This window comes from Pseudomonas agronomica, assembly GCF_025917275.1.
Classification (GTDB): Bacteria; Pseudomonadota; Gammaproteobacteria; order Pseudomonadales; family Pseudomonadaceae; genus Aquipseudomonas; species Aquipseudomonas agronomica.
Genome location: NZ_JAOSHO010000448.1, coordinates 1 through 4,048, shown reverse-complemented (window position 1 = coordinate 4,048; position 4,048 = coordinate 1). Strand labels below are relative to the sequence as shown.

Genomic DNA, 4,048 nt, shown 5'->3' with positions numbered 1-4,048 from the left:
CGGGCGGCGATCCGACGATTGGGCCAGTCCAGAAACTCGATTACTGTCAGGGATACTTACGCTTATCCGGTGCCGGCGGAAAGTACTGATACAACCAGGTCTCGCTCAAGGTCCGGTCCTTGGTGCGAATGAACAAACGCATCTGCACCGGGTCCACGCGGTCGTCGGTCGGGTACCAGTCGAAGGTAATGCGGTAGCCCTTGATCGAATCCAGCTCCAGCACGTTGAAATCCTTCACTTCGCCGTGGGAGCAGGTCACGACAGGTTCGATGCCGGTGCCCGGGGGTAGCTGGTCGAGGCCGCCGCCGCTGAAGTCCACGGCAAAACGCCGCGCCCAGACGGTCGGGTAATGCTCGCCGGGTGCCCAGCCTTCGATGAAGCCGCCCATGCCGGAACGGGTCGCATCGACGTGCGCCAGGTCCGTGCTGACCGGAGGCAAGGCGCTCCAGTAAAGCTTGTAGCCGTAGTTCAGCGAATCACCGGCGGCAACGGGTTTTTTAGGTGTCCAGAACGCGACGATGTTGTCCAGGGTTTCGCCAGTGGTGGGAATTTCCAGCAGATCGACCGAGCCTTCGCCCCAAGCGGTGGTAGGTTCCACCCACAAGCTTGGACGCTTGCTGTACCAGTCCACGGTGTCCTGGTAACTGTCGAAGTCATGGTCGGTCTGCACCAGGCCGAAGCCTTTCGGGTTGTTATCGGCAAAGGCATTGAACTGCAGGGTGGCGGGGTTGTTCAGCGGGCGGCAGACCCACTCACCGTTGCCGCGCCACATGGCCAGCCGGTCGGAATCATGGATTTGCGGGTGAATGGTGTCGCACATGCGTCGTTCAACCGTGCCACAGCTGAACATGCTGGTCATTGGCGCAATACCCAGCTGGTCGATGGCGGTACGGGCGTTGATGTGGGCATCGATTTCCATGACGACCCGGGTCGGTTGGCAGTCGATGTCAAAACGATAGGCACCGGTCGCGCTAGGCGAGTCGAGCAAGGCATAGACCACGAAACGGGTGCTGTTCTTGTCCGGGGTTTCGAACCAGAACTTGGTGAAATCCGGAAACTCCTCGCGCTTCTTGGCGTAGGTGTCGATGGCCAGGCCGCGAGCGGATAACCCGTACTGGCCGCTGGCGTCCACGGCGCGGAAGTAACTGGCGCCGAGGAAGGAAACGATATCGTGGCGGTCCAGTTCCGGTGCCTTGAACACCCGGAACCCGGCGAAGCCCAGGTCACCGGTCAATTGCGAGGTATTGACGGTGGTCTTCTCGTAATTGAACAGCTCTGGACGGAAATGCACTTCCCGGGCCATGCGTGTCTTCGCATCGACGCTGTACATGCGCACTGGCTGCTTGAAACCCATCCCGACGTGGAAGAACTGAACATCCACCTGGCCGTCCACCGCGTTCCACAGCGAATGGTTGGCATCGTATTTGATGGCGTTGAATTGCAGGGGCGACATCTGCGCGAGCGTTGGCGGCAGGACTTGCTTGGTGTCGGTGTAGGAGCGCTTGGCCAGCTGGCGAGCCTGGTCTTTCAGCGCATCGAAATCGAACGGCCGGGCTTCGCCATCGGCCGCCTGGTCGGCGGCCCAGGCTCGCGCGGCCATGAGGCCAGAGGCGGAGAGCCCGGTGTAGGCGGCGAAGGCCATGGAGGCCTTGAGCAGATTCCTGCGGTGCATAAACACAACCTTTTCTCGAAACAATCCCGCGCCGATCCTGGGAGCAGGGATTGGTATTAGGGTTCGGACATGCCTTTGGCCAAACGCGACGGACGTTAGAACAGATACCCGAGAACTGGATCGGTTCACCGAGGCGCAAAAATCATAGGGCAAATCAGGGGCTGAGAGGCGGGGAAGCGGGGCCGCGGTCAAATTTTCTTACAGAGTTTTCTTTTTTTTACGGTGTTTCGGCGTTTTTTGACTAATTACTCTAAAAAACGCTTTTCACGCTTGGAATCCTCCCTATTCTTTAGCGCGATAGCCGATATAGGCGGTTCACCAGGCGCTAACACGCCAACTCGACGTAACGAAGGACAAGTCATGACGAAACTACAGGGCATCACCGAAATGCTGGGCATTTTCCCCGGCCTGGGCATCAAGCGTCGGTCGCGCCGGCTTAGCCTGGAGGAGTTGAGATTGGTCGAGCGCTATCGAGAGTTGTCGGAAAACGACCGGATCGCCATGCGCTACCTCGTAGACGCGATGCGGCGTGTTTCGCGGTTTTGAACTGTTATTTCACAGGAGAACGTTATGTCGTCAACGGTAGCAAGCAATGGACGGGTGACCATTCCCAAGGCTATTCGCGAGGCTCTGCAATTGGTTCCGGGGTGTGCTGTCGAATTCAGCATCAATGCGCTTGGCGAAGTGGTGTTACGTGCCGTGAGGCACCCTGAGGCAAGGGATTGGGCCCAGGATTGCTTCGAAGTCACCCATGGCAGGGCGAAGATGAAGCGGCGTACAGGTGAGTTGATGGCGCGATTGCCTGCCAGGTATAAATGAAGTGGGTGTGTCGTCATGGCCGTTCAGAAAACACGACCAGACATTGCCGTCCGGTCGTGAGTCAATTGTATTTCGGCTCAGTGCTTGAACATCACATGCCGCACCACCGTGTAATCCTCCAGCCCATACATGGACATGTCCTTCCCATAGCCGGAACGTTTCTGACCGCCGTGGGGCATTTCGCTGACGAGCATGAAGTGAGTGTTCACCCAGGTGCAGCCGTATTGCAGTCGCGCTGACAGGCGATGGGCACGGCCGACGTCGGTGGTCCATACCGATGAGGCCAATCCATAGTCCGAATCGTTGGCCCATGCCAATACTTGCGCTTCATCGAGGAACGGGGTGACGGACACCACCGGGCCGAAGACCTCGCGGCGGACGATTTCGTCGTCCTGCTGGGCGTCGGCCAGCACCGTGGGTTCAAAAAAGAAGCCGTTGCCGTCCACGGCCTTGCCACCGGTGATCAGGCGGATATGCGGCTGGGCGATGGCCCGCTCGACGAAAGCGGCCACGCGGTCGCGATGCTGGGCGGTGATCAGCGGGCCCATTTCGGTGTCGGGCTCGTTCTGCAGACCGTACTTGATGCTGCTGACCGCAGCGCCGAGTTTCTCGACGAACCGGTCATAGATGCCTTGCTGGGCGTAGATGCGACAAGCGGCGGTGCAATCCTGGCCGGCGTTGTAGAAGCCGAAGGTGCGGATGCCTTCCACGGCTGCGTCGATGTCGGCGTCATCGAAAATGATCACCGGGGCTTTTCCGCCCAGCTCCATGTGCATGCGCTTGACGCTGTCCGCAGTGCTGGAAATGATGTTCGAACCGGTGGCGATGGAACCGGTCAGCGACACCATCCGCACTTTCGGGTGGGTGACCAGCGGACTGCCGACGGTTGGCCCGCGACCGAAGACCACGTTGAGCACGCCGGCGGGGAAAATCTGCGCGGCCAGTTCCGCCAGGCGCAAGGCTGTCAGCGGGGTCTGCTCCGACGGCTTGAGCACCACGGTGTTGCCGGCGGCCAGGGCTGGAGCGATTTTCCAGGCGACCATCATCAACGGGTAATTCCACGGTGCAATGGAAGCGATAACCCCCACTGGATCGCGACGGATCATCGACGTGTGACCCGGCAGGTATTCGCCGCCCGCCGAACCGCTCATGCAGCGGCTGGCGCCGGCGAAGAAACGGAACACGTCGGCAATCGCCGGGATCTCGTCGTTCAACGCGGCGCTGAAGGGTTTGCCGCAGTTGTCCGATTCCAGCTTCGCCAGTTCTTCACCGTTGGCTTCGATGGCATCGGCCAGCTTGAGCAGCAACAGGGAGCGGTCCTTGGGTGGCACTTGCGACCAGGATTCGAACGCAACGTCGGCGGCACGCACGGCGGCATCGACCTGGGCCTCGCTGGCTTCATTGATTTCCACCAGGACCCGACCCAGCGCCGGATTGAATACCGCCTGGCCAGGGCCTTCGCCGTTGACCAGATGGCCGTTGATCAGCAGTTTGGTTTGCATGTCCTTGTCCTCTTGAATGGTTTCCAAGTCCCCTGTGGGAGCGAGCTTGCTCGCG

4 protein-coding genes are annotated in these 4,048 nt (G+C 60.0%); 2 read left to right on the top strand and 2 right to left on the bottom strand.

All coding sequences use genetic code 11. From position 1 onward, the window contains the following. Nucleotides 1-46: 46 nt before the first annotated feature. Nucleotides 47-1,672, bottom strand: a complete 1,626-nt coding sequence (locus tag OC610_RS22440) for a glucan biosynthesis protein D (protein ID WP_264430863.1) — start codon at nucleotides 1,670-1,672, stop codon at nucleotides 47-49. Between the two features lie 360 nt (nucleotides 1,673-2,032). On the opposite strand from OC610_RS22440, the gene OC610_RS22435 reads away from it, so the two are divergent. Together OC610_RS22435 and OC610_RS22430 are read left to right on the top strand one after the other, a co-directional pair. Then, complete coding sequence (locus OC610_RS22435) at nucleotides 2,033-2,218, top strand: hypothetical protein (RefSeq protein WP_264430861.1); 186 nt, start codon at nucleotides 2,033-2,035, stop codon at nucleotides 2,216-2,218. A 24-nt stretch (nucleotides 2,219-2,242) separates the two neighbouring features. After that, nucleotides 2,243-2,491: an AbrB/MazE/SpoVT family DNA-binding domain-containing protein gene (locus OC610_RS22430; protein ID WP_264430860.1), complete on the top strand. Its 249-nt coding sequence runs from the start codon at nucleotides 2,243-2,245 to the stop codon at nucleotides 2,489-2,491. Nucleotides 2,492-2,568: 77 nt separating this feature from the next. Here the strand turns inward: OC610_RS22430 and OC610_RS22425 are convergent, their stop codons facing one another. Beyond that, nucleotides 2,569-3,993, bottom strand: coding sequence for a gamma-aminobutyraldehyde dehydrogenase (locus OC610_RS22425; RefSeq protein WP_264430864.1), 1,425 nt, complete (start codon nucleotides 3,991-3,993; stop codon nucleotides 2,569-2,571). Nucleotides 3,994-4,048: the final 55 nt, after the last annotated feature.